24 protein-coding genes are annotated in these 24396 nt (G+C 59.4%); 8 read left to right on the top strand and 16 right to left on the bottom strand.

The window, feature by feature from the left end:
* Positions 1-14 precede the first annotated feature (14 nt).
* The 3 genes from GDN47_RS08350 to GDN47_RS08340 are packed head-to-tail and all read left to right on the top strand — an operon-like array spanning position 15 to position 4920.
* Entirely contained in the window at positions 15-2177 is a 2163-nt protein-coding gene (locus GDN47_RS08350) for a GumC family protein (protein ID WP_152093036.1), read from the top strand.
* Between the two features lie 26 nt (positions 2178-2203).
* Positions 2204-3307 carry a glycoside hydrolase family 5 protein gene (locus tag GDN47_RS08345; RefSeq protein WP_233789813.1) on the top strand — a complete coding sequence of 368 codons (1104 nt, stop codon included), beginning with the start codon at positions 2204-2206 and terminating at the stop codon, positions 3305-3307.
* 59 nt (positions 3308-3366) lie between these two features.
* Positions 3367-4920 carry a hypothetical protein gene (locus GDN47_RS08340; RefSeq protein ID WP_152093034.1) on the top strand — a complete coding sequence of 518 codons (1554 nt, stop codon included), beginning with the start codon at positions 3367-3369 and terminating at the stop codon, positions 4918-4920.
* A gap of 70 nt (positions 4921-4990) precedes the next feature.
* Here GDN47_RS08340 and GDN47_RS08335 read toward each other — a convergent pair whose 3' ends face one another.
* The 3 genes from GDN47_RS08335 to GDN47_RS08325 form a co-directional block, all read right to left on the bottom strand.
* Positions 4991-5737 carry a GNAT family N-acetyltransferase gene (locus tag GDN47_RS08335; protein WP_152093033.1) on the bottom strand — a complete coding sequence of 249 codons (747 nt, stop codon included), beginning with the start codon at positions 5735-5737 and terminating at the stop codon, positions 4991-4993.
* A 251-nt stretch (positions 5738-5988) separates the two neighbouring features.
* Positions 5989-7248 (bottom strand): FAD-dependent oxidoreductase, encoded by a 1260-nt coding sequence (locus GDN47_RS08330; protein ID WP_152093032.1) that lies wholly within the window; start codon positions 7246-7248, stop codon positions 5989-5991.
* Positions 7245-8054, bottom strand: coding sequence for a WecB/TagA/CpsF family glycosyltransferase (locus tag GDN47_RS08325; protein WP_113329370.1), 810 nt, complete (start codon positions 8052-8054; stop codon positions 7245-7247). The genes GDN47_RS08330 and GDN47_RS08325 overlap by 4 nt, the downstream gene beginning before the upstream one ends.
* Positions 8055-8688: 634 nt before the next feature.
* Between GDN47_RS08325 and GDN47_RS08320 the strand changes: the two genes are divergently transcribed.
* Both GDN47_RS08320 and GDN47_RS08315 read left to right on the top strand, forming a co-directional pair.
* Complete coding sequence (locus tag GDN47_RS08320) at positions 8689-9180, top strand: MarR family winged helix-turn-helix transcriptional regulator (RefSeq protein ID WP_152093031.1); 492 nt, start codon at positions 8689-8691, stop codon at positions 9178-9180.
* On the top strand, positions 9180-9863 hold the full coding sequence (locus GDN47_RS08315) for a GNAT family N-acetyltransferase (protein WP_113329797.1): 684 nt from the start codon (positions 9180-9182) through the stop codon (positions 9861-9863). The genes GDN47_RS08320 and GDN47_RS08315 overlap by 1 nt, the downstream gene beginning before the upstream one ends.
* Before the next feature lie 25 nt (positions 9864-9888).
* Here the strand turns inward: GDN47_RS08315 and GDN47_RS08310 are convergent, their stop codons facing one another.
* Positions 9889-10515 (bottom strand): LysE family translocator, encoded by a 627-nt coding sequence (locus GDN47_RS08310; RefSeq protein WP_069610069.1) that lies wholly within the window; start codon positions 10513-10515, stop codon positions 9889-9891.
* 316 nt (positions 10516-10831) lie between these two features.
* Here GDN47_RS08310 and greA point away from each other — a divergent pair, with 316 nt between their 5' ends.
* Positions 10832-11314, top strand: coding sequence for a transcription elongation factor GreA (gene greA, locus GDN47_RS08305; RefSeq protein ID WP_113329369.1), 483 nt, complete (start codon positions 10832-10834; stop codon positions 11312-11314).
* Positions 11315-11360: 46 nt separating this feature from the next.
* Here greA and GDN47_RS08300 read toward each other — a convergent pair whose 3' ends face one another.
* The gene (locus tag GDN47_RS08300) at positions 11361-12380 is read right to left on the bottom strand and encodes a LacI family DNA-binding transcriptional regulator (RefSeq protein ID WP_152093030.1); all 1020 of its coding nucleotides are present in this window, start codon (positions 12378-12380) and stop codon (positions 11361-11363) included.
* A gap of 107 nt (positions 12381-12487) precedes the next feature.
* Here GDN47_RS08300 and GDN47_RS08295 point away from each other — a divergent pair, with 107 nt between their 5' ends.
* Both GDN47_RS08295 and GDN47_RS08290 read left to right on the top strand, forming a co-directional pair.
* A complete protein-coding gene (locus tag GDN47_RS08295; RefSeq protein WP_152093029.1) occupies positions 12488-13681 on the top strand; it encodes a phytanoyl-CoA dioxygenase family protein in 1194 nt (397 codons plus the stop codon).
* 6 nt (positions 13682-13687) lie between these two features.
* Complete coding sequence (locus GDN47_RS08290; RefSeq protein WP_152093028.1) at positions 13688-14497, top strand: SDR family oxidoreductase; 810 nt, start codon at positions 13688-13690, stop codon at positions 14495-14497.
* An 88-nt stretch (positions 14498-14585) separates the two neighbouring features.
* On the opposite strand, the gene GDN47_RS08285 is transcribed toward GDN47_RS08290, so the two are convergent.
* The 11 genes from GDN47_RS08285 to GDN47_RS08235 all read right to left on the bottom strand — a co-directional run bounded on the left by GDN47_RS08285 (position 14586) and on the right by GDN47_RS08235 (position 24245).
* Positions 14586-15740, bottom strand: a complete 1155-nt coding sequence (locus tag GDN47_RS08285) for an alpha-D-ribose 1-methylphosphonate 5-triphosphate diphosphatase (RefSeq protein WP_152093027.1) — start codon at positions 15738-15740, stop codon at positions 14586-14588.
* Positions 15727-16473: a phosphonate C-P lyase system protein PhnL gene (locus GDN47_RS08280; protein WP_113350837.1), complete on the bottom strand. Its 747-nt coding sequence runs from the start codon at positions 16471-16473 to the stop codon at positions 15727-15729. Before GDN47_RS08280 ends, GDN47_RS08285 begins: the two co-directional genes overlap by 14 nt.
* A 13-nt stretch (positions 16474-16486) precedes the next feature.
* A complete protein-coding gene (locus GDN47_RS08275; protein WP_113350838.1) occupies positions 16487-17314 on the bottom strand; it encodes an ATP-binding cassette domain-containing protein in 828 nt (275 codons plus the stop codon).
* Positions 17314-18225: an alpha-D-ribose 1-methylphosphonate 5-phosphate C-P-lyase PhnJ gene (locus tag GDN47_RS08270; protein ID WP_113329363.1), complete on the bottom strand. Its 912-nt coding sequence runs from the start codon at positions 18223-18225 to the stop codon at positions 17314-17316. The genes GDN47_RS08275 and GDN47_RS08270 overlap by 1 nt, the downstream gene beginning before the upstream one ends.
* Entirely contained in the window at positions 18222-19316 is a 1095-nt protein-coding gene (locus GDN47_RS08265; RefSeq protein WP_113329362.1) for a carbon-phosphorus lyase complex subunit PhnI, read from the bottom strand. The genes GDN47_RS08270 and GDN47_RS08265 overlap by 4 nt, the downstream gene beginning before the upstream one ends.
* Complete coding sequence (gene phnH / locus GDN47_RS08260; protein ID WP_152093026.1) at positions 19316-19861, bottom strand: phosphonate C-P lyase system protein PhnH; 546 nt, start codon at positions 19859-19861, stop codon at positions 19316-19318. The genes GDN47_RS08265 and phnH overlap by 1 nt, the downstream gene beginning before the upstream one ends.
* A gap of 2 nt (positions 19862-19863) precedes the next feature.
* The gene (locus GDN47_RS08255; protein WP_152093025.1) at positions 19864-20322 is read right to left on the bottom strand and encodes a phosphonate C-P lyase system protein PhnG; all 459 of its coding nucleotides are present in this window, start codon (positions 20320-20322) and stop codon (positions 19864-19866) included.
* A 136-nt stretch (positions 20323-20458) separates the two neighbouring features.
* The gene (locus GDN47_RS08250; protein WP_173002467.1) at positions 20459-21259 is read right to left on the bottom strand and encodes a PfkB family carbohydrate kinase; all 801 of its coding nucleotides are present in this window, start codon (positions 21257-21259) and stop codon (positions 20459-20461) included.
* Between the two features lie 8 nt (positions 21260-21267).
* The gene (locus GDN47_RS08245; RefSeq protein ID WP_233788647.1) at positions 21268-22107 is read right to left on the bottom strand and encodes a carbohydrate ABC transporter permease; all 840 of its coding nucleotides are present in this window, start codon (positions 22105-22107) and stop codon (positions 21268-21270) included.
* Entirely contained in the window at positions 22104-22988 is an 885-nt protein-coding gene (locus tag GDN47_RS32290; RefSeq protein ID WP_113329359.1) for a carbohydrate ABC transporter permease, read from the bottom strand. The genes GDN47_RS08245 and GDN47_RS32290 overlap by 4 nt, the downstream gene beginning before the upstream one ends.
* 9 nt (positions 22989-22997) lie before the next feature.
* Positions 22998-24245 carry an extracellular solute-binding protein gene (locus tag GDN47_RS08235; RefSeq protein ID WP_152093023.1) on the bottom strand — a complete coding sequence of 416 codons (1248 nt, stop codon included), beginning with the start codon at positions 24243-24245 and terminating at the stop codon, positions 22998-23000.
* Positions 24246-24396: the final 151 nt, after the last annotated feature.

Genomic DNA, 24396 nt, shown 5'->3' with positions numbered 1-24396 from the left:
CGGAGAGGAACAGGATGAAGCCGTTTAACATTGACGAGCGCTCGCTTCCGCCGCTGTTCGATGTCGGTGCCGTGTGGACCATCCTTTGGCAGCGCTGGCTGATCGTGTTGACGTGCACCGTTGCCGTGCTTCTACTGACGCTGGCTTACCTTGCCGTGGCAAAGCCGAGCTATACCGCGACAGCTTCCGTCATGATCGATCCGCGTGATCCGCGCGCGACGAATCTCAACAATGTCCTGCCCGGCATCGGCAGCGATAGCGCGGCCATCGCAAGCCAGGTGTTCGTCATTGAATCGCGTGACCTTCTGATGAAGGTCTTTGAGAGCGAGAACATCGAGAACGACCCTGAATTTTCGGCAGGCGGCCTCCTGTCGCGTATTGGTCTGGCTTCACATCCCACGAAGGATTCGATCTTCAAGAATTTCCAACGTGCCGTCACCGTAGAGCGTGCCGGGCTTACCTATGTCATCGATGTCAGTTTCGCATCCCGCTATTCCGACAAGGCGGCGCGGATCGCCAACGCCATCGTCAATCGTTATAGGGCCGGTCTGTCGGGCGAGCGGGAGACTGCAAACAGCGACGTGAACTCCCTGCTTGCGAGCCGGATCGGCAATCTTCAGAAGAACGTCAGCGATGCCGAACAGGAGGTCGGAGATTTCAAGGTCTCGCATCAGATCCTCGATGTTTCCGCCGGAGGCACGCTGCAATCTCAGATCGACAAGCTTACGGATCAGCTGATCGGAGCACGAAGTGAGGCCGATCAGGCCAAGGATAAATATGCTCAGGCAGCCGCCGCAGGCACCTCGCCGGCTGGACTTGCCAAGCTTTCGGAAATCCTTTCCTCCGAAGCCACGGTCAAACTTCGCGAGAACTACAATCAACGGGCCGCCGATCTCGCCAATTACGAGGCCATGTATCAGCCGCGTCATCCGATCGTTAAAAGATTGCGATCCGAGTTGGACAGGATGCAGGGTCTTATGGCCGTCGAGGCGCAGCGGATTACTCGGGAATTGAAGGCAAAATCCGACCTCGCTGGACAGAACGTCGCAGCACTCCAGGCAAAGCTCGATGATCTCCGCCAGAAGCTGGACAGTTCGAATGCTGCGCAGGTGCAGTTGCGGCAGCTGGAGGCGAAGACGAAAGCGGCACGCACGGTCCTCGACGATTTCCTGAAACGCGCCGAGGAAACATCGCAGATGCAGGGCCTGCAGCTGCAGGAGGCGCGGGTGATCAGCGCCGCCGCTCCGCCGGTACAGCCGACCTGGCCGAAGCCGCTGCTCCTGTTGCCGGTCAGCGCCGCGCTCGGTCTCATCATCGGCTGCGGTCTTGCCCTGGTGCGCGGACCCAAACATCAGCCGGAACAGGATCCGACGAGCCCCATAAGGCGTAGCCTCCTTGACGCCGAGCCCCACAAAGGCCTTTCGCCGGAAATCGCAAAGACGGAGCCGGCGCCGGTCCATCTTGGTGAATATCGGCTTCCGGGCGTTGCCGGCGTCGGTGCCTATCTTAGCATCCGCGCGATGCGAAGACGCTTTTTCCAGGCCGGAAACGAAGCTTTTTCGCGGGATGTGCTGCAGCTCATGCGGCGCATCATTCTGCATCTGAGAGAGCATCCGAAGCCCTATGTGCTGCTGGTCTCCTCGCTGCACACGCCGCTGGCAGCGAGACTTGCGGGCGCCATGGTCGGCCTTGGCCTCCAACAGGCCGAACAGAATGTGCTCGTGGTCGAGTTCGGAGACCTGCCTGGCTTGGGAGCGCCGGCGCGCAGCGGTAACGGCGTCTTCATCAGCGGGGCGAGCGGCCTGCGGACCGTCGTGTACAACAGGCCCGTGGCCGAGAATTCGGAACCGTGGGTGCGCCTTGGCCTCGATGATATATTGACCACCGCCGGCTCGTTCGACTTCGTGCTTCTGATGGGGCCTTCCATCGTCGATGACAATTGGGATCCAGCGCTTTTCGCTGAAGCGGATCTCATGCTTTTTGCGCTCAACCCTGCCGAGGAAGCGGCGGAAATCGCCAATATGCTTCGTCAACGGCTCGACGCCGATCAGATTGGGCGCAGCGCCACCCTGACAATTGCGCCGGAGAACATCGATACGCGCCGTAGCCAGATGGTGCGACCCATCCGCTCGACTGACGATGGAGGGCAGGGTGATCGAGTCTCTGCAAGGGGATGAACGAGGGACGCGGCTCGCGATCGACGATGATATCACGCCGAAGCGCTCTCAAGCTGGCAGGCGGCTCCATTCTGGCTGCTCTCCCGGCTGCCGGCGCGGCGCGTGCGGCGGCCAGGCCCATCGTACCCTCGCGTGGCATCAATCTGCCCGGATGGTTCGATAACAGCGATGGAGTAGCGCCCAGCGAGCCGGTCCTCGAAAAGCTTCGCCAAGCGGGATTCGAGACGATCCGCTTGCCGATCAATGGCGATCTCTTGACGGCAACTGATGCGGCCGCGCTCCGTCGCATCGAGGCCGGCGTGACCGACCTTAATCGGCTGGGTTTTTCCATCCTTGTGGACATGCATCCCTCTGAAAGTCTGCACAAGGCTCTTCGTCAAGATTTCGAGGCCGGCTCGCAAAGGGCGGCCGCAGCCTGGATGGCGTTAAGCAGCGTTGTCGCGAACCTCCCGGATGATAAGGTCTATCCGGAGCTCTTGAATGAGCCGCCCATGCGAAGTGACGCGTGGCTGCAACTGCGGGATAGGCTTGCCGAGGTCGTGCGATCCAAATGCCCGAGCCATACGCTGATCTGGGGGCCATCACCCTCTCAGGGCATCTGGGAAATAGGCGAGACGCCGCCGCTCGCCGACGATAACCAGATCGCCGCCATTCATTTCTATGCGCCCACGGCCTTCACCCATCAATGCGAGACATGGGATGCGTCTCCGCTTGCGCGGATTTCGAATTTGCCTTTTCCGGCTACCATCGAAACGCCTCTCGTGCAGGAGAGCATCGGCAAGCTGCGCGCCAACGGGGATGAGCAGGCCGCAAACCTCATCGAGGAGCAATTGGCGACGCCCTGGACAGAAGCGGCGATCGCTTCCGAATTCGTGAGGCTGAGGCGCTGGTCCGAGACGCATGACTGCCCCGTCATGATGAATGAGTTCGGCGTGCTCAACTTCTGTGTCGATGCCAAAAGCCGCAGGTTCTGGGTTCGGGCCGTGCGGCAAGCGGCAGAGGCCAATCAGGTCGGCTGGGCCTATTGGGAGCTCGATCAGGGTTTTGGCATCATCGAGAGCCGGCGCAGCGCCGAAGGTTTTGACGTCGGCATGATCGCGGCACTTCTGGATGGCCGTGGCGGAGGCTGAAATGCTGAGGAATATGGCAGTGAGGAACGACAACTGATGCGGACGAATGGAGTTTGGCGATGAGCATTACGGGACATCGCGCCGGCTTCGCGGCGGGAGGCGTTAGTTCGCTGCGCTCGGATGCGGTCTTCCACCTCTGCATCGCTATTCTCGCGGTCATTGCTACCGTTTCAGCCTTCGCCGTCTGGACGCCTTTTGGGGTTGCCGCGACATTTGCCTTGACGCTCGTCCTGTCCGTCGCTCAGCCCGGCTGCATCCCGATCGTCATCGCCTGTTCCTTTCTCTACCAGAACCTCGTGGTCGCCTGGTTCACCCCCTTTGTGCCGGATCACAACACGTTCGATGCGCTGCGCGGCGCCAATTTCGTCATTCTCATGACAGCGTTTGGCGCCTTCGTTATGGCCTCTTTCCAATACCGCGTGCGGGCTCTGACGGAATTGCGGCCCTGGCTGATGTTCAGCTTTATGCTGTGCGGCATTGTTTGTTTCTATCTAGCGCTTGGGGCTGTTCACGGCGGACCGAAGGATGCCGTTATCTACTTCCGCAATACGATCACGCCGCTTGCATGCTTCCACATCGCAATTCTGGCAGCCAGTCTCTATCCAATTGATCTGCGCAAGGGCATCTTTTGGCTCTGCGCCATTGCCATCATATACGGCTATCTGGAACAGATCTTTCGGATGGATTTCCTGAGCCTGTTTCACGGCGATCTCTATATTCATCGTGGCCTGAAGGCTCAGATCGAGGCCGGTGTATGGGAAAAGAAGCTGCGAGAGACTGGCTTCGTGCTTCGCGGCATCGAAGACACGATGATGACGACCTTCTTCAACATCAAGCTGTTCAGTGACCTGTTTCCGCCGATCTTCCGCAACGGCGGCCCGAACTTTCACCCCATCAGCTACGCTTACGGCTTGAGCATCATGTCTGCCTGGCTCCTCTTCAAAGGGCGCTGGCTGCTGCCGATTGCTGCCCTACCGCTATTGCTTGTCATAGGCTCGAAAGGTGCGACCTTCATGCTGCTTGTGGCGATTGGCGCCCGGCTGATCTATCGTCCATCGCGCGCGGAACTGACGCTTCTTGCCGTCATCGCGCTTGCCGTCGTCTGGACGGCCGCCGCCATCCTCTTCGGCGCCACCCATGGCGATTACCATGTTCTCGGCCTGATCGCGGGCGTTCGCGAATTCCTGCACAATCCGTTCGGACAGGGCCTCGGCATCGGCGGTAATCTTTCGAGTACGAGCCTCAATCTGGATTGGGACCGGGCACAGGATGAAGGCGTTGCATCCGTGCCCGTCGAAAGCGCGGTCGGCGTCATGCTCTATCAGATGGGTGTGGGCAGCTTTGTCTTCTTCGGCTTTCTTGCCGCGCTGGCCCTATCGGCGCGCAAGCAGCTGATTGCTACCGGCGATCCGGATTTTCTCTTCGCTTTCGTCGCGGTCGTCACGATCGCGTCCAATGCCGTATTGCAGGAGGAGGCATTCTTCTCTCCGCTTGCGCTCGGCTTCTGCCTCCTGCTTGTCGGTGTTTCTTTTGGAACGCGCTGGCGCTCGCTCGGCATTTCGCGAGCAATGGTCAGCCAGTCGGGCGAACACATGCCATCGCCCTCGCCGTAATGCGGTTAATCTTCAATCGGCCTGAGCCAGCGTAAACTCCAAAAAGCCACCGATGGCTCATTATCAGAGATCAGGAGCCGAAGATGACGAGTTCCGTGAATGTCAGGTCACCAAGCGAGGGCGGTTTCGGACCTTTGAAATATTTCGTGCCGCTTCCGGTGAAATAACGCCCGATGAGACCGGGCACCGGCCCGTTCGCATCGACGACGCAGAGAAATATGCCTTTTCGCAGAAGATGGCGCCCTAGCGCGCCGGCGCACCGGCTAAGCTCCTCAGGGGTGCGGCTGTAAATCACCTGGGCACTTGGAACTATGCCGTGGAAGATACGGCGTGTCTTGAACACGAAGGGAAAAGCTTCGTCACCGGCGACACAAATGAACGACAGGCATCCGAGTGCTGCATGCTGGAGAAGGATCTCCCTATCGCCTTCCGAGAGCATCGACATTTCTGGAAGATCGGAGCGGGCTTCAAGCACACGATAAGTCCGTCTCGCAGTACTCAGCATCGGCAGAAAGGCGAGCTGCCCGTCCGCATAACGGCGAAAGCCGAGCGCTTCGTTGACCTTTATCGTCCCTGGCGCCGGAGAAACGTTGATGAAGGTGACGTTCTTTCGTCTGAGCGCCGCGATAACCATCTTGCCAGCGAAAGCGCGATATTCAGGATCGACGGACCAGCTCGACAAATTGCAGCGGAGCTCTTCTCCTTCCAATCCTTCGTGCCGAAAATAAAGCGCCAGCAGGACACCGACAATGCGTCCGGACATATCCAGAACGAAGCCATATTTCGGCAGATCGGGTACGAAAGGCCGTTTTTCCATGCGCGCGACGGCGCGCTCCCAATAGCTCCGATCGCGTGTTGGAAAATTTCTGCGAAGACAATCGATGATGCCATCCCAATCGCTCTCTTCGATTGGTCGGCAAGTAAGTCCAGGAGGAAATGCGCCTAAAACTGCCATGATCAACTCCGTAATATTATCGATATAGGATTGCATTTTTCACATGTTGGAAACATGCACTATTTCCATGAGTGAATATTTCCTGAGACGGCATTTCGCACTTGCGAGCCCGGCTATGCCATCGGTTCCGAGTTCAGCGCAGCGGATCGCAGTGCAGGCTTGGCGCGTATCGCCTTCGCCTTCAGCTGATGAAGCTTTGTCGCAAGAGCGGGGCTTATGTTTTCGATGCCGTATAGGATGTGCCGCCGTGTGAAATGGAACTGGCGGCGCAGATGCCACCCGACATCGGTCTTCGCCGTTAGATTGAAGTGGTGATCGGCCATTTGCACCGAACTGATGTCCATATCAAGCTTTTCTGGGTCGTCATAATAAGCGGCGATCTTGGTATGATCGATGGCGGTTTCTGTCATCCATTGCGGGATATATGTGCAGCATAGGCGCTCTACATCGGTCAGAAGCCGGCTGACGCCGAGTCCGCTTGCCGGACAGGAGGTCAGATAGGCATCTCCGATCAGCACGACGCCATCCTGCCGGCAATTGTCGGCAGCTGTTATATCGGTCAGCCAGCTATCGACTCGGCTGCTGATTTCAAAATCGCCAAAGGTGTCGACAAGTGACGGCAAGGCGGCCGTGAGCATTCCTTTCGGATCGTCATGCAGCGACTTGACCCATGGATCTCGCGGGTCTCGGAACAGAAAGAGATTGGCTCGTGTCGTTCCAGGGACCGGAAATAGATTGAGATGGTCGATTCCGTCGCCGTCGCCGTGATAGGTCAGGGCGGTATGGCGGAATCTATTGGATCGCCGCGGGCGAATGCTGAAGCCGAGTGCCAGCGGGCGTCTATCGCTAATCTGTCGGTGCAGAATCCCGAGATCCCGGCGCAGGGTATCGCCCATGCCCGTCGCGATCACCAGCAATCGCGCGGTGATTTCGTCCTGACCAAGGATCGATATCCGTTGGCGTGCTGCTCCGATCCGCAAAGCACGGACCTGGCCGACGACGAAATTCACCGTTTCAGGCAGCGCGCTCCGCATCGCCATGACGAGCCTGTTGTAGAAAAATCCATAGTGCTGGCCGTATGTCCGGTCCACCACGTGCCCTTTGTGCATGTTGACGATTTCATCGAAGGGTACGGCGGCAGTCGACAGAGGTGCAAATAGCTGAAGCCGCTGAAGTTTTTCGATCGCCTCGCCGCCTATTCTTTCAACGCGGAATTCCTGGGGAAAGACGCGATGACGATCGATGAGTGTCACCCGATATCCCGCTCGGCCGAGCAGGCAGGCTGCTAGCGTGCCGGAAAGCCCGCCGCCGACAATGGCTATGTCTGTGTCCGTTTCGCTCGTCGGCAGTTCGGAATATCGCCTATTCATCATTTCGAATACCTCAGGATCGCATAGATGGCGTAGGGGTTGGTCGTCAGGTAGCGCCAGAACAGGCGGCGAGGTTCCATCAGCATCCGCCAGAACCATTCGAAACCGGCTCTCTGGATCCAGATGGGCGCCCTCTTCGTTCTCTCCGCCAGATGGTCGAAGAGGCCGCCTGATGTCTTGATGATGCCGACATTGGCAAGTCGCGCAGCAAAATCGTGCACGAAAATCTGCTCGCGCGGCACGCCAAGGCCGATCCACAATATGTCGGGGGCGAGTGTGTTGATTTCGTCAAGCTTCCGTTCCAGGGCTTCTCCGGCAAGGTAGCCGTGGCAATGGCCCACGATGCGCAAGCCGGGATAGCGGGTTTGCACGGCGGCGACGGCTTCACGGTTTGCCGTCTCGGTCGCTCCCAGGAGATAGAAGCTTATGCCTTCCCTTTCGGCCAGTTTGGCGACATCGTGAAAGAGATCCGTTGTTGCCACGCGCTCGGGAAGCTGCACCCTGCAGAGTAAGCGTGAAGCCATCACGAGGGGTTGACCGTCGGCCAGGATCTGATCCGCCTGCTGGAAGAGTTTGGCGATATTGGCATCGGCATGAACGCGTGCGACGACCTCGCCATTGGCTGACGTAAAATAATAGGGCCGGCTGTCGCGGCGGCGTCTGCGCGCGACATCGATCATGAAGGAAGCAGCATTGCGTCGATTGACGACAGTGATGGGCAACCCGCCGATCAACACGCTTGGAAGCGCGGGCGGATAGTCTTGCGCAGGAATGGCGGCTCCATGTTCGGGCGCGTCTGCCGGCTGCATTTGGCTCTCCTGATTTAAGATCTGCTCTTCGGAAACAAGATGCGCACCAGTAGCGTCCGACCCGTTGTGGCTGGGTTTTTGAACGCCATTCGTGATTGAGTAAGCTCTTCCTGAATATCTTTGAGAGTCTGTACCAATATCTTGCACAACCATTACCTCCGCTTGCGTAATGGTTAGCTAATATGAGTTGGAAAGTTAAGGCGTTTATTAGTATTCAGTTAATATGTAAATTTCTAAATAAATAATATGCGCATAAACTGAACTTAATGTGAAGTTAAATCTCTCGTCACACAACGAGTATTTCAGAAGTATTTCAATATGTTAATTAGTTGCTGAATAATCCCGTTCGCGTGGGACATCGGAAGTATCGCAGCGGCTAGCTCATAGACGGAGGAGCACGTCAGCTATTCCTCTCCCTTGAAGGGTTATGTCGCGCGTTCCAGATTCAAACAGTATACGACCTTAGCGTTAGTCTGCCTTCGGATGGCAGCGATATGTAAAGGCCGGGACTGCTCGATGAGTGCAATCACTGAGATTGTATGTCCGTATCCTCCAACGTGACCGCTAGTGGCTTGATCGTAATTACATAAGATATTATATAACTAGTTATGCAAATTGAGGAATGGAGGTCGATTTGACTGAAGATATTGTGAGGGCGATGGGGTTCCTCTGTCTTGGCAGCCGGTTTCGCCGGATCGGCGAGCGTCTGCAGGCCGATACGCAGCAGATCATGGAGGAGCTGGGCGTCTCTTTACAGTCCGCCCAGTATCCATTTCTCGCCGCCATCGATCGCGCCGGGCCGCTGACGATCGGCGAACTTGCCCAGGCCGTCGGCATCACTCAGCCGGGCGCGACACGCACCGTCTCGCAGCTTCTGGAATTGGGCTATGTCGACATGCAGGCCTCGACCGAAGACCAGCGCCGCCGTCTGATCTCGCTGACTTCCAGGGGGCAGGAGCTCGTCGACTATTCGAAAAAATTCGTCTGGCCGCGCATAGAACAGGCGGTCCGAGAGCTGTGCGGTGACCTTTCAGGGCCGCTATTGCAACAACTCGTTGCGATCGAGGACGGACTTGCGGAAGCTCCGCTCAGGCGACGCGGCACCCTCGGCAAGGAGCAGCAATGATGAGCCATATTCTCGATCGTCCGATTTGGAGTGCTCTTGAAACTGCCCATGCATCACTGGCGGAGGGCAATGCGCTTGCCCGCCGCTATCCACCTTCCATCGTGCCCTTTGCGGCGTCCGCGGACAATTCGCCCGAAAGTCTCGAAGCCTTGGCAAAGCTGCCTTTGGGAGAAGAGGTCATGGCGATCGTCGAGGCGGAGCCCATCATCGTTCCTGAAGGGTTAGTGACCCTTTCCAGTGCCAGGCTCGTGCAGATGATGGCGGAGCGCCCTTCCGAGCGAGTCTCGGACAGTCGGGTCGTGCCGCTGACGGAGGCCGATGCTGCGGATATGCTAGCGCTTGCTACGCTGACGAAGCCAGGCCCCTTCACCTTGCAGGCCCAAAGCCTCGGCTCCTTCTGGGGCGTGAAGATCGATGGGCGCCTTGTCGCCATGGCAGGTCAGCGCATGCGCCAGACAGGATTTGCCGAACTTAGCGGCCTCTGCACTCATCCCGATTTTCAGGGGCGCGGCCTCGGCACCTTGCTCTTCCGTTTCGTGGCTGGTGAAATCGCGGCCCGCGGCGAGACTGCCTATCTGCATGCTTATACCACAAACACGCCGGCCATCGCTCTATACGAAGCGATGGGCTTCCGCATCCGTTCGGAGATGAATTTCAGCGTCGTCAAACGGCAGCAGGTTTGATTTTCCTTTGTTGCCGTAAAGGCGGTCACTGCTGTTGCAGCGCGAGCCTCAGGCCCAATGCCATATAGATTGTGCCGATGACCTTTCCCTGCCATCGGCCGATGGTGCGGTTGCGCCGCAGCCAGCCACCAATCGAGCCGGCACCGACCGCCAGAAGCGAGGTCACGCCGATGCTGAGGGTCACGAAGATGGCTCCCAGAAGCGCGAATTGGGCAATGACGGATCCGCTTTCCGGATGGATGAACTGCGGCAGGAAGGCCAGGAAGAAAAGCGCAGTCTTCGGGTTGAGTATCTCCGTGAAGAAACCCTGCCGGAACGCGCGCATGGGGGTGATAGCCTGCGCAGTCGGCAGATCGATGCTACCGCTTTTCTCGACAAAAGCCTTGAATCCCAGATAGATCAGATAGATGACGCCGGCATATTTGACGATCTCGAAGGCCAGCGCGGATGTGGCCAGCAATGCCGACAATCCAAAGGTCGCCATCATCGTATGGAAGAGATCGCCGGCGGCTATTCCAACACCGGTTGCCAATCCCACGCGCTTGCCGCCACTGACGGCCCTGGCGAGCGTGAGTAACGTGGCAGGCCCTGGAATGACCATCAGACCAAGCACCACCAATATATAAGTCGTCAAAACACCGAGGCTGATCATCGATCTCTCTAAAGTTGAGTGCCGTTTCAAAGTCCCCGCGACATGGAGCTTTGTATCCGCTGTTGTTAGCTGGCTTGAAGACTAGTCGTTTTAGAGATCGTTGCAACGAACATGTTGGCGATGTCCGCTGGCGGGAACCCGGCCTCTTCGGTGATCTCGGCTTTCTATCGGCTGTTCTATTCCTCCAGCATTGCCATCTGGTCTATAGTACGGGGTCGATTTGCTTCCTGTGGTTAAAGACAGGTCGTCGAAATTGTTCATGGAAAAAGATCCCGACGGGATTTCAAGGTTTAGCGCTTCGCAATGGAGTTTGAAATTGAGCACTGCGTTCATGAAGGAAGAAAGCGCTGAAACGGCCGCCGAAACCGTGTTGCCCGACCGGCCGATTTCTCCGCATCCGAACCACGTCACCGAGGCGGGACTGAAGGCTCTGGAATTGCAGCTTCAGGACGCGCGCAAAGCCTATGAAGCAGCAAGCGCGATCGAGGATATAAACGAACGCCGGCGGCAGGCAGCTATTCCATTGCGCGATGCGCGCTATTTCGCGGAAAGGGTCCGAACCGCCGAAATCATGCCGGCGCCGGCCTCGTCCGAGGTCGTCGTTTTCGGAAGCACGGTCACCTACAGCCGTGAGGATGGCCGCGTGCAAAAATATCGCATCGTCGGGGAGGACGAGGCCGATCCCAAAGCGGGATCGATTTCCTACGTCTCGCCCGTCGCAAGATTGCTGATGGGAAAGACGGTTGGCGATGTCCTGACACTTGGCAAGGAGGAGCTGGAGATCACGGCGATCGAATAGCGGTTTTTCCGCGCGCCCTCTTTCTGCGCATGCCTGCGGTTTTCGATCAATGCGCCGGTTCGAACGGTGTTGCGATCGCGACCCTCGACGGTGCTACCTGAAAATCTGCCGGCAGCATCCGGTGATAGGCGAGCATGAGCTGACAGGCGCTACGGGCGTCATGGCGCAGATCGTGGTGAATGACGAAAGTGATCTCGCCGGCGGCAAGCAGCCCGATATTGTCTTGATCGAGATCGTGGGCGGCAAAGACCGTGCATTCGCGCCGGGCCTCGGTAAAGGCTTTCAGAATGGCACGATTGCCACCGCCAGCGGAGTAGACCGCGCGGATGTCCGGCTCGCGTTCCAGCGCATCGCGGACGAGCAGTTCCGTCGTGCGGTCGACGCCGAACCCTTCGGAAATTCGGACGACCGAAAGATGGGGGAAACGCTCTGCAAGAGTATCGCGAAATCCGCGCTCACGCTCGTCCTCGCCGGCAAAAAGGCTGCTCGAGAGCGTCACCAACACTTTGCCCGCTCGTTCGCCGGCCATGCGGCCGAGCAGATAGGCGGCGGTCGCCCCTGCCATACGATTGTCCATGCCGACGTAGCCGATACGGGAATTTTCAGGCAGGTCGGTCACCAGCGTAACAACCGGGATCCTTGCTGCCATGAGTTGGGCAGCGAAATCGGCAATGGCCGGCGTCGACGCGGCCTTGAGCACCACGCCGTGGCTGCCGCGCCGGCGTATGGCACGCAGGATGGATAAAAGCTCGGCCTCGCTCATCGTCTCGGCCACATGAAAGCGCGCGAAAAATGATGCGGGCCGCATGCCGGGCAATTCCGCCTCAAAGGCCTCGCGGACGGCCGACGAGAAGCGCTGCGGCGTATCCATGACGACATCGATGACGAGCCGCCGCCCTGCCAAGCCCGATTGCACATATTGCCGCTCCAGCTCGGCAATCGCGGCTGCAACCCGCGTGCGGGTCACAGCACGGACGCCCTCGCGTTCATGCATGACACGATCGACGGTCGCGAGGCTGAGCCCAGCCTGTAGCGCAATATCTTTCAAGGGAAAGCGCGATTTCACGGTCACTCTTTCTGAGGTGTTTTTGAGGTGTTTTCCGTCTTTCTCATAGGCCGGTGCGGGACTACGATCAACCTCATAGTCCAACGTCATTTTGGGAGGAGAACACCATGGACGCTCAGACGCTCGCCAGCCGGCGCAGCCGGAAGGTCTGGCTTTCGGCCGATTGCGGCAATTTCGATACTTTCAAAGGCCTGATGGAAAAGACCGCCGATCCGGCCGACTGGCCATTGGCGGCGGGGATCGAGAAAAACATCCTCATCTATGATGGCGACAAGGTTCGCAGCGCCGCCGAGGATGAAGACGAACGTCGCGCCCTGATGGCCGAGTGGGTGGAAGCCTTTACGTCAGGCCCAGGCGTCGTCGTCATCAAGAACGCCATGCCGGATACGGCGGTTGTCGATCGCGCAACCACCGTATTCGAAGCCATTGTCCGCGAGGAGAAAGAGAAGGGCAAGGGCGCCGGCGATCATTTTGCCAAACCCGGCGCCAACGACCGCATCTGGAACGCACTGGAAAAGCATTGCCTGGCGGACCCGGAGAATTTTGCTCGCTATTACGCCTCGACGGCGGTCGCCATGGTGTCGGAGGCCTGGCTCGGCGTCGGCTATCAGATGACCGCACAGATGAACCGGGTCAATCCGGGCGGCACTGCGCAGAAGCCGCACCGCGACTATCACCTCGGCTTCATGTCGCCGCAGCAGATGCAGGCCTATCCGGGCCACATCCATGCCGTTTCGCCGCTGTTGACGCTGCAGGGCGCGGTCGCGCATTGCGATATGCCGCTCGAAAGCGGGCCGACGCTGTTCCTACCCTATTCGCAGACCTTCTTCGAAGGCTATATCGCCTTCGGCCGGCCGGAATTTCAGGTCTATTTCGCCGAACATTACGTGCAATTACCGCTGAAGAAGGGCGATGCCGTCTTCTTCAATCCGGCAGTCATGCATGGGGCCGGCGACAATGTCTCAAAAGACATCTACCGCATGGCCAACCTCCTGCAGGTGTCCTCGGCCTTCGGGCGGGCGATGGAGAGCGTCAACCGCAGCCGCATGTCTGTCGCAGTCTATCCGGCGCTGGTCGCCGCTCTCGATGCCGGTGCGCTGAGCCGCGCAGAAGCTGCGAACGTGATCGCATCGACGGCAGAGGGCTATGCCTTCCCGACCAATCTCGACAGCGATCCGCCGGTCGGGGGCCTCGCGCCGAAAACCCCGGCGCAGATCATGGCCGAGGCGATCGATGCCGGGACGGATGCGAAGCGATTTGCCGAACTCATCGCCGCCCATGCCGCACGCAGGGAGGCTTGAGATCGTATGAGCCGACTGGATGGAAAATTCGCCGTCGTGACCGGCGGCACGCAAGGCTTAGGCGCGGAAGTTGCCCGGCTGTTTGCCGAACGCGGCGCCGCCGGCCTGACGATCTGTGGCCGCAGCACCGCCAAGGGCGAGGCCAAGGCGCGTGAGATAAGTGACCGCTATAAAATACCGGTCGCTTTCGTTTCAGCCGATCTCGGTAAGGTGGACGATTGCCGCAAGGTCATCGCGACCGCCGTGGAAAAATTCGGCCGCATCGATGCGCTCGTCAATGTCGCCGCCATCACCGATCGCGGCACCATTCTCGATACCGATCCGGATCTGTTCGATCGGATGTTCGCCGTCAACGTGCGTGCCCCGTTCTTCCTGATGCAGGACGCGATCAAGAACATGATCGCCAACGGCATCGAAGGCACGATCGTCAACATCTCCTCGATGTCGGCGATGGCCGGGCAGCCTTTCATCAGCGCCTATTGCTCTTCCAAAGGCGCGCTCGATACGCTGACCCGAAATACGGCCTTCGGGTTGCTCAGGAACCGCATCAGGGTCAACGCGCTCAATATCGGCTGGATGTCGAGCGATGGCGAGGATCGCATCCAGCGCGAATATCACGGTGCCGCCGAAGACTGGCTGGAAAAGGCCGCCGCCGAACAGCCGTTCGGCCGGCTGGTCGATCCGGCCGAGGTCGCACGCGCCGTCGCCTTCCTATCATCGGACGAATCCGGTCTGATGACCGGCGCCACGATCAATTTCGATCAATCGATCTGGGGCGCCTACGAGGGCTCGCCGCATCCGGAGAAAGCGATGTAAGCCACGCGGATTGGCGGGAGGGAAATACCCTTCCGCCAATGGGCAGGTTGCGTGCTGGCGCGAAATGCCAACAGGCATCCTCAGTGCCTCAAAAGCTCTTAATGGTTCCGTCCGACCAGACCATCTTGCCGCCGCGGATCGTGCCGCGCACCCGCGGTATCCGGCCGCGTTCTGCGATGACCAGATCGGCGCGCAATCCTTCGGCGATGCGGCCGCGATCATTCAGGCCCAGCGCCCTTGCCGGATTGGCGCTTGCCAGCGCAGCGGAGGCAGGAAGGCCGCCCTTGCCGACTTCCGCGAGCGCGATCACGGCCGGCAGAATGGCCGATGGGTGATAGTCGCTCGCAAGGATATCGAGCACGCCGGCTTCATAGGCTTCCCGCGCGGAAAGATTGCCGGAATAGGAAAGGCCGCGCAGCGCATTCGGCGCGCCCATGGCCGTCGCCAATCCCAGCCGCCTTGCTTCGGTGGCCGTCGCAATATTGATCGGAAACTCGCTGATTGCCGCGCCGAGGCTGTGTAGCAGCACTGCCTTCTCGATGGTGTCGTCATCATGAGATGCAAGGACGACGCCATGTTCGCGCGCTAGTTCCGCCAAGCCGTTGATGATGTCCATGCTGTCGCCATGCTCGGAGCGGGCCGCCATGCGCTGTTTCACGAGTTCTGCCGCCTGTGCTTCGCTGATCTTCTTGGCCTTTGCCGTGTTGGCGATATGCAGCTCGATATCGCGATATTGTCCCTGGCCCGGCGTGTGATCCATCAGCGAAATCAGGTGCAATGCGCCGGCGTCGATCAGGGTCTTTGCCTCTCTCAGCGCAGGCAGGAAGGTCACCTCGAAGCGGCCATGGACGCGGTGGTCGATCAAAAGCTCTTCGCGCATCGATGCAAGCTTTTCGATCATGGCGTGGGTATGCTCGATGGAGCGGACATGGCCGTAAGTTGCCGGTGTGAAGGCGACGGCCGCATAGGCTGTCGTCACGCCGTTGGCGGCGAGCATCTTGTCGAGGTCGTAAACGCCGAGTTCGAGCGGCATGCGGACATTGACGCGCGGCTCCACACATTTTTCGATCATATCGCCATGCATGTCAACAAAACCGGGCAATAGAAACCGGCCGTGGCCGTCTATTTCAGCCCCGTCGACAGGCCGCTCGCTGATTTCAGCGATCAGCCCATCTTCGATCCTGATGGCACCGCGCTCGATCACGCGATCCTGCAATATAATTTCGAAATTACTCAGCCACATCGTCTTGCTCGTCCTCGATCTTGATGGCTTCCAGATGAAGTTCCCGGTCGATCAATGCCCTTACATCCTCGGGATGATGAAAGACACCGATCATTGCAACGCCGGACGTTTTGAGCTGCGCCAATCTTTCGACCAGCGCCTTGCGGGCGGCATGATCGAGCGATGCGGTTGGCTCGTCGAGCAGCAGCAGACGCTGCGGCAGGATGAGCGCGCGAGCCAGATTGACCTTCTGCTGCTCGCCACCGGAGAAGGTCGAAGGATAAGCCGACCAGAGCTGCTTCTTGACGCCGAAAGCATCGAGCCAACGCCGCGCCTCGGCCAAGGCTTCGGAATGCGACGTGCCGGCAAGCCTCAGCGGCTCGGCCACGATCTCTTCGGCGGCAACGCGCGGGCGAGCATTGAGGAACTGCGTGACGAAGCCGATTTCCCGGCGGCGCAGCACGGCAATGTCGACATCGGCGGCTGTCGCGAGATCTATGATCCCTTCCTGCGTGTGATAATAGACGTGGCCGGCCCGCGGCAGGTAGGAGCGATAGAGCGTGCGCAGCAACGTCGATTTGCCAGCGCCGTTCTCGCCCTTCAGCAGAATGAATTCGCCTGTGTGAAGGTCGAAATCGATATTCTCGAAGGCAAACAGCGTGCGCTTGAGATGGTGCATTTCGAATTGCTTCGAAAGGCCCTGGACGCGCAGCACCGGGGGGGTGGTTTGCCGGGCGGAAACCTGAATGTTCATCTCTCGCGTTTCCTCAAAGCTTGGCGTGAACGAGCTGCTGCGTATAGGCGTGCTGCGGATCCTGAAAGATCTGGTCGGCCAGACCCTGTTCCACAACCTTGCCGCGTCGCATGACCATAACCCGGTCTGCCATCGTGCGTATGACGCCGAGATCGTGCGAGACCAGAACCATGGTGATCGAACGCTCGCGCTGCAACCGCTTCAGCGTATCGAGGACCAGCGCCTGAACGCTGACGTCGAGGCCGGTCGTCGGCTCGTCGAGCAGCAGGACGGCCGGCTCGAGCGCGATTGCCTTGGCGAGCTGTACGCGCTGCTGCATGCCGCCGGAAAGCTCGTTCGGTCGGGCATCCATGCGCTCGATCGGAAATTCCGACGCGTCGAGCGATTGGCGCGCCCGTTCGCGCAGCTCGGCAAAATTGCGATTGCCTGAAATCAGCAGGCGTTCGGCGACGTTGCCGCTGCTCGTGTGGTTCATCAGCAAGCCGAGATGCGGGTTCTGATAGACGATGCCGATGTGATGCGCCCGCAGCATTCGCCGCTCGAAGCGGTCGAGCGTAAAGAGGTCGCGGCTCTCGTGCCCGGGAAGAGCAAGATTATAGGTGCCTGTGTCGGGCGTATCCTCAAGGTTCATCATCCTCAGAAGCGTCGACTTGCCGGAGCCGGATTCGCCGACAATGCCGAGCACTTCGCCCGGATAAACAGTCACATCGACACCGCCGAGCGCGGTGACGTCACCATAGTTGCGCGCAATGCCGCGCATGGTCAGGATAGGCTCGGCCAGCATCAGCCGCGGTGGCTGGCGCGTCAGCTCTGCCGTTTGAGTGGGGTCAAGCGCGGCCATCAGTCCATCCTTCCATTCTTGTACCAGGTCTCGCCGATCTCGACCGCTTCCGCTTCGGATTTGCGGATATGCTTCACGCCGAAATGGCTGTCGGACAGTTCGTATTGCGAGGAACCGTCTTCCTGCGGAAGCTCGTTCATGAAGAAGCCGGTGACATTGCTGCGGTAGCAAGTCTTGTCCTGGTGATCTTCGACGCGGTACGGCACGTCATCGAAAACGAGCGGCTCGACGCGCGTATAGGGCGGCACGGCGAAAATGCGCTTCTCCCGGCCGGCGGACAGGATTGTCAGGTGGTCGGCCTGATTGAGCTTGGGCACGTCCCAGCGCGGGATCGGCGATGGCGTCATCACATGCCGGCCGTTGACCATGCTTGGATAGCTGGACCCTTGCATGATCCGTCCCGATTTGACGAGCTGTTCGTAGAGCACCAGCCACAGCTGCCCATAATCGGCATCGCCATGCATTTCGCGGGCGACGGACATATCCGGCTGAACGGGGCGCAGTGGTTCCGGGTTCGGAACCTGCAGCACCAGGACCTGATCCTCGCGCAGCTTTTCCTCCGGAATGCGGTGGCGGGACTGGATGATGGTTGCGGCCATCGTGTCTTCCGTCTCGACGGCACCACCGACCCGCGCCACGAACTTGCGGATGCTGCTCGCATTCACTGAATCGTCTGATCCCTGGTCGATGACTTTAACGACGGATGTGGGCTTGAGCAGCGTCAGCGTCACCTGCAGTCCGCCGGTTCCCCAGCCGCGGGCGATCGGCACTTCGCGGCTCGCATAGGGCACCTGGTAGCCGGGAACGGCAATCGCCTTCAGGATGCGGCGGCGCATTTCGCGCTTGGCGGATTCATCGAGGAAACCGTAGTTGAAGGCCATCCAGGGCTTGGTCAATTCCTGAAGTTTCATAGCGCAGCCTCCTCCTGTTGCGGGGCGAGCTTTTCTGTCACGGCTGGCTTTGCGGCGGCAGCGTCTTTGTCCGTCTTGACGCGGCGCAGCGCGTCGAGGGTCGATTGGAACGTAACGTAATGCGGAAGCTTGAAGTGAATGCAGAAGCCGGAGCTTTCGACCGGCTCGGTGTGATAGAGTACGAATTCCTCGTTGGCAGCCGGGTGCGGGTCGGGCTGGTTGGAGGCAAGGTCGAGCGTTGCCGCCGCGATCACCTTTACCTCGTTCCAGCCAAAGGTCGCCGAAAAGCCCAGCTGCAATTCCTTCGCCTTGGAAATGACTTCGGTCTGGCTCACACGAACGCGGCCGGCGCTGAAGATTGTACCCGAGGGATGGCGCAGGCGAACTGGCGCATAGGTCAGACGCAGCTCGTTGACGGTCGGATGCACAGCGCTGTAGCCGCGCATGGTGGCATAGCCGAGCGCCAGCGTGCCGCCGGTGTCGGCGCGGGCCAAGCTCTGGAGTTTGTGGGCGCGCGCTGCCGGGAACAGCAGCGGCTCGCGCGTCAGATCGGGGATTTCCTCAGGCGCGACGGTTTCGACCGGATGGTCCGGAATAAGCCCTTGCGCTTTCTGCCAGCTGGTGAGCGACGGTTGCGTCGCCGGCGCCGGCTTGGCAGCCGGGATCACCGGTTCCGGGACATAATCATTGCCCTGCAACACGTCGACCTGAAGCAGGCGGTGGGAGTAGTCCAGCGTCGGCCCCAATATCTGGCCGCCTGGAATATCCTTGAAGGCGGCTGAGATGCGGCGTACCGTCAGAAGATCCGGCTGATTGACGGGTTCGGCGACGGCGATGCGCGGCTGCGTCGTGCGGTAGGCGCGTAGCAGCAGGATCGCTTCGTAGAGATCGCCGCCGGCCTGGGCGAGCGCCAGCGCCGCAAGGTCTGGCTCATAAAGCGAGGCTTCGCCCATCAGCCGGTCGATGAGATAGGGAAGGCCGTTTCGAACCGCCTCGACGCGCTCGCGCGTGATCGGGCCGAGATCGGCGCGGAAAAGCCGTTCCGCCTGTTCGATGGCGTATTCGCCGCCGCGGGTTGCTACATAGGCCATCAGAGCACCTCGATTGTCGTGGAACGCGGAACACCAAGCATGCGTTTGCCGTCGACGAGATAGAGATCCCAGCCGAGCGGGTAACGGATTGCTTTGGCACGCATGTGCCAGAAGGCGGGATCGATACCGTCGATCTCGATCGTCACGCTGTCCTTGATGCCGGGGCCGGTGAGACGCAGTCGCTGTCCGGAGCCAAATTGCGCGGGGGCAAACAGCGTTGCGGCGTCATCGGGATACAGTAGGCTGCCGATGCGCAATGTCGACAAGGCTTCGACAGCTTCGGAGGAGCCGATAGCAGTAAAGACATAATCCGCATCGGCAAGCGGCATTCGTCTCGCACCGGTTGCGGTCATCTTTAAGTCCAGCAACGGATCGCTTGTCACATGGAAGCTGCATTCGCGATCGAGCAGGCTTTCGGCAAGCGGCCAGAAGCCTTCAGTGGGTAGTTCACGCGGCTGACCGGGTCGGCTCAGCGCCCACATGAGTTCTTCGAAGGTGGCGTTGGTGCGGGTATCGTCGAGGGTGGGCAGGAGATTGTTGGCCATGGTCAGAATGTCTCCATCTGCACGCGGGTCGCCTCGACTTTTTGCAGGAGCTGCCGGTCTTCCTCTTCCTGATGGCGTCGTTCGGCATTCAGGAGCTCAAGGATGAGAGCGGCCTGATGATTGGCAGCGATCGCGGCATCGATCACAGCCATTCCCATGGCGTGTTCGAGATCCCGGCCGACCACGGCGCCATAGCCTTCCACGGCGCGATCCGGCACGCGGATATACGCTTCGGACACCAGAACTTCGCCGAGATGGAAGGCGGTGCTGCGAACGGTATCGATCAGCGGCAGCATGGCAAGACCGGTACGATTCACGACGACATCGACCTCGCCGAGGGTGTCGAGCACCTTTTCGGCCGCAGCCTTGATGTGCGCCGGGCGGCTTGCGGCGAGAATGTCCAGTGCCTGCGCATGCGTATAGGATGCGTTGACCGGGTTACCAGTCTTCTCCTCAGTCATCATCTTTTCCTCGGGCATCAGGATTTGTTCGGGGAATGGGGCTCTAAAATATTCGAATGATTACTATAGTCATTCGAATGAATTGTCTATGGCATTTTGTCTTGCTCGAAGAGATTTTCGGGGTGCCGCGAATTCCCTAGGCGCTGCGCCGGCGCAGCCATTCCGCCGTGATGCGGCTTGCTTCCCGTGCAGCGGCCGCCGGTGCCTGCCCCTGCAGCAAGGCGAACAGGAAAGAACCGGCGAAACGGTCGCCGGCACCAATGGTATCGGTCGTGTCGACCTTTGTAGCCGGTTCGACTTCTACCGCCTGCAAGCCGTCAAACAGCGTAATCGGGCGCGTGCCGTCGGTGAGCACGAGCATCTTCAGGCGCGAACCGGCGATTTGGCCGGCCCTCTGCCAGGCGAGATTGAGATCATCCGGAATATCGTCGCGCGAGGAGATGACATAGTCTGCCGGTCGCGGCGTTGCCGGGCGCAACGGAAATTGCGAGAGGACGAGCGGCTGCGCACTGATCTGTTCGACGAGGCTTTCGTCGAGCGCGAGTGCGTTGATATAGACGCCTGCACCCGACAGTTTGCCGGCTGCCGTTAGCGGCTGAGATCGCCCGGTCGGTGCGAGGATCGTCCGCTCTCCATTCGGTTCGAGGAAGATTTCCAGCGGTGCCGTCTCTCCGGGCGCCATCATGATGTAGTCGGTATGGAAGCCGGCCGAGGAAAGGGATCGCAATGCGGTTTGCCCTTGTTCGTCCTGCATCAGCCTCGAAACGATCGCGACGTCCGCTCCCAATTCCAGCAATTGCAGGCCGGTATAAAAGGCGCCGCCGCCGAGGCGGGTCGTCCGGGACGAAAATTGTATGCGTCCGCCAGGAACCAGCGGTGCATCCAGCTGCCATATGCGATCGTGGTTTACCGATCCGATTACGATTACTCGGGGCATGCATCCGCCTATCTGTCATCAATGCCTGGTGCCAGCGCATCGACGATGAAACGCTGCGCCAGCAGGAAGATCAAGAGAACGGGGACGATCGACAACAGGCTTGTTGCCATCAGTGGTCCCCAGGCCCGCTCGGCGCCCTCCAAATCGGCGAATGCGGCAATGCCCGTCGTCAGCGTCTTCTTGAAGGCATCATCGAGTACAAGCTGACCCCAGAGATAGATGTTCCAGGCCCCCATGAAGGAAATCACCGAAAGGGCGGATATTGCCGGAATGACATTGGGGATGCCGATCTCGATGAATTGCCGCCACAATCCGCTTCCATCCATGCGTGCCGCCTCGAATATCGAAGCGGGAAGCGACCGGAAAGCCTGCCGCATGTAGAAGACATAGAAGCCGATATAGGGGATCGATGGGATGATCATCGCGCCATAGGTGTTGAAGGCCTGGAGTTTCACCACGGCGATATAGGTCGGAATGATCGCCAGCACGTTTGGAAAGGACATGGTGGCGATAACGAACCAGAACAGCGGCTGCCTCCCCTTGAATTCGAGTCGCCCGAAGGCAAAGCCGGCCGGCACGGAGAGAGCGAGCTTTCCGGCGGTGATCAGGGTGGCGGTCAGCATGGAATTCCAAAGCCACATCCAGATCGGATGACGGCTTGCGGCGATGGCGAAATTCGAAAGCGTCGGATTTTCCGGCCAGAAACGCACGGCTCTCGCCATGATCATGTCGTTTGGCGTGAAGGCCGCCGTCACCATCCAGACGAGCGGAAACACGGTGACGATGCAGATTGCCATGAGCACGACATGGAGCAGCAACCTGTGAAGCTTGTGACCGATATCGCTCATCTGTAGTGCACCCGCTTCTCGCTGACGCGGAACTGCAGCCAGGTGATGGCGAGCACGAGAATGATGATGATGACGGCAACGGCGCTTGCCGGCCCGAACTGGAAGAACAACAGACCCTGCTGCCACAGGAAATAGAGAAGGCTCGAGCTTCTGCCCGCCGGTCCGCCATGGGTCAGCACATCGATGACGCCGACAATGTCGTCAAGCACATGGAAGAAGGTCGTGACACTGATGAAAAAGGCCGTCGGCGTCATCAGCGGCAGGCTTATGTCGAAGAAATGCCGCGTCAAACCTGCACCGTCGAGCTCAGACGCCTCACGCAGCTGATGCGGCAGGTTCGCGAGCGCTGCCAGCCACAAAAGCATGTTGAGGCCGAAGGTCTTCCAGAAGGTGACGAGGCTGACACAGAGGAGCGCAAGGTTCGGATCCGTATGCCAGCGCGATGGCGGAAAGCCGAAATGGCCGAGCACCTCGTTGAAGAGACCGTTGACCGGATTGAAAAGCCAGGACCAGGCAACGCCTGCCACTGAATAGGCGACGATCGTCGGCAGGAACAGGCTGCCGCGATAAAGCCCTTGCAGCGGATTCTTGCGCACCGAATGCAGCATGACCGCAAAGATTAGTGGGATGACGATCTCGGCCGGGATGAGAACGACGCAGTAAAGCAGCGTATTCCAGGCCGCCATGCGGAAATCTGAATTGTCGAAGATGGACGCGTAGTTATCGACGCCGACAAAGCGGATGTCTGCCGACAGCAGATTCCAGTCGACCACCGATAACAACATCGACGCTATCAGCGGGCCATAGAGGAATATCGCCACGGAAAAAACGGCTGGCCCCACGAAGAGGTAGGGGGCCAGCGATCGAAGACGAAATGGCATGATGCGAACCTATGCCGAAATCAGCCCAGCAAGCTCGTCATGAGCGCCCTTGATACCGTCGGCAACCGTCGTTTCCTTGAGCAGCATACGCGAGACCCACTTGCGCCACACGGCCTGTCCTTCGAGGCCGCGCTTGCCGGGCCAGATCGTCTCTGCGGTCAGGCCATCGCCGAGCTGAGCCGCCGCCGGCTTCATGAACTCGTTGATGAGCGGAATGTCGTGCGTCGACGTGTTGAGGTAGCCGGTCTGAGACCAAAGCGTCTGGCCTTCCTTCGATGCACAGAATTCGAGGAAGGCTAGAGCCGCCTCCGCCTGTTCCTTGTTGCGCGTGTAAATGGCAAGGAAATTGCCGCCGCTGTTCATCTTGCGCTGATGTCCCGGAAGCCCCGGGAATTTGGCCGTGACAGCCTTTGCCGCACCGAAGGGGAAGGTGACGGCGGCGGTCGAGCTGGTCGTGCAAATCGCAAGTGCGCCGGACTGGAACGCGGCCGTCTGCTCCTTGTCGCTGACGGGCAGCCAAAGCCCTTCATGGGCCGGGGCGCAATATTCGGTCATGCCGGCGATGGCTTCCGCGCTGTTTAGGGCCAACTTGCCGTCGGGATCGATGATGAAGCCGCCGGCATTCTGGATGAAGGACTGGCTCGTCCATTCGTTGTTGGAGAGGGAGATCGGCGAGCGATAGGTCGGATGCTTGCCTTTCAGGGCCGCATCAAGCTTGCGGGCGCTTTCGTAGAGCCACTTGGTATCAGGCGTTTCCGGTAGATTGGGATCGAGGCCGGCAGCCTTCCACATGTCGCTGTTGATATAGGTTATCGGCGTCGACATCGCCCAGGGAAGACCGATGACGGCGCCGTCGATGGTGACCAGTGGTAGGACCGACGGGCGGAAATTGGCGAGGATTGCCTCTGCCTTTGCGGAATTGATCTCGCGAAGGTCGCGGGCGCCGAGCGTGCGCTTGGCGAAATAGCCGAACTTCCAGCCGGTGATCATCATGGCCGGCGGACGGCCAGCGGCGACGCTCGCGACCGCCTTGGCGGTCACGGCCTCATAGTCGCCGTCGAAACGGTTGGTAACGGTTATGCCGAGCTGCTTGGCATTGAAAGCGTCGACAATCTTCTGGAACGGCTTGTCGGAGCCCCAGGTGCTCGAAATCTCGATAGCCGCGTCGGCGGACCGGGCCTTGCCGGTCAAAGCGATCGATGTGCCGATGACTGCGGTCGTGCCCGCGATAAATTGACGACGATCAAGTCTTACCATCTTATCCTCAATATCCGAATGATTAATAAAACATTCGGATATTTACCTAACGATGGCGAGTGACACCCATATGAAGGAAAGCGTGGCTAAGAGCTAAAGCTCGAGGGTAAAATTGACTTTGGCTGCTATTTGTTGGATTTCCGATATCGGG

This window comes from Martinezella dioscoreae, assembly GCF_009176305.1.
In the GTDB taxonomy this organism is placed as follows: Bacteria; Pseudomonadota; Alphaproteobacteria; order Rhizobiales; family Rhizobiaceae; genus Rhizobium; species Rhizobium dioscoreae.
This window is presented reverse-complemented; position numbering and strand designations above follow the sequence as displayed.